Genomic DNA, 1,230 nt, shown 5'->3' with positions numbered 1-1,230 from the left:
ACAGGTATGCTTTCGAAGCGCCGCCAGTTGCAATGATGACAAATCGAGCTCGGAACAGTTCAACTTCACCATTCTCTCGATTAAGAACGTAAGCACCGACACATCGATTGCCGGGTAGAAAGAGCTTTTTATGTGTAATCAGATCGATCGCAACGCGATTGGTAAATACATCTATGTGCTCAGCTGCAAGTGTTTGCTGGCACAAGGCACTAGATATCGCATGACCTGTTGCATCATCAGCGTGCACGACGCGGCGATGACTATGTCCGCCTTCTTTTGTTAAATGATAGTGTTTAGGGTTTTCTGCATCGCTATCGCGAGTAAAGTCGACGCCTTGATCTTTCAGCCATTTAATACTGACCTTTCCGCCATTTACAGTCTGTTCAACCGCATCTTGGTGACACAAACCTGCCCCAGCGATCAGAGTATCTTGAATGTGTGATTGCTCGTTATCTTGCTGATCTAGAACGGCTGCGATGCCCCCTTGCGCCCAGGGCGTCGATCCACTTGATATTTCGCCTTTAGACAAGACCGCGACACGTAAACTAGAGTCTAGCTTTAGAGCTGCGCTAAGGCCTGCAGCGCCGCTGCCAATAATAAGAACGTCGTAAGAATCAGGCGAAGACATAGAAAATTTCTTAGATTTTGTGTGTGAATAACATAGCAATGCGAGAATTTTATTCGCGCTTGGAACTTATTTGCAAACCTTATGTCATAACGCGTGTACATAACTATAGGGATAGGAAAATGCCGCACGCTTTGCGTATTGTTAAAAACGATGTTTGTGTTTCTGCTGTTGCCGTGGATAATACTGCGGATTGTCCTAGTGTAGATCAGCCGCAACCGATAGATAAAGCGAACAAAACCGTTCCCTGTAATTCCATGACGCAAGCTCCCACGCACACACAACAATTTGCGACTAATCCTGAACGCGTTGTCGATCAGAAGCTTGTTGCGCGTGCTCAAAACGGAGACAAAGCATCGTTTGACCTACTTGTGTTGAAGTATCAGGGCCGAGTCGGTGCGATTATTTCTCGATATGTGTCTGATCACCATGAAATATCTGATGTTGCGCAAGAGACGTTTATCAAGGCGTATCGTGGCATTAAAAACTTCAGATCAGACAGTGCCTTCTATACATGGCTGTTTCGGATAGCCGTGAATTGTGCCAAAAACTATCTTGCGTCTAAGGGGCGCAAGACGCCATCGGTTGATGTTGATATTGACGAT

At 45.9% G+C, this 1,230-nt stretch carries 2 protein-coding genes; one reads left to right on the top strand and one right to left on the bottom strand.

What is annotated here, in order from left to right; translation table 11 throughout:
- The coding region (locus A3762_RS05285) for an FAD-dependent oxidoreductase (protein ID WP_156493255.1) at positions 1-628 on the bottom strand (628 nt) is incomplete at its 3' end.
- A 254-nt stretch (positions 629-882) separates the two neighbouring features.
- Here A3762_RS05285 and A3762_RS05280 point away from each other — a divergent pair.
- The coding region (locus A3762_RS05280) for a sigma-70 family RNA polymerase sigma factor (protein ID WP_156493256.1) at positions 883-1,230 on the top strand (348 nt) is incomplete at its 3' end.

This window comes from Oleiphilus sp. HI0125 (genome assembly GCF_001635355.1).
Note: the sequence above shows the minus strand (reverse complement) of the source record. Positions and strands in the feature narration are given on the sequence as shown.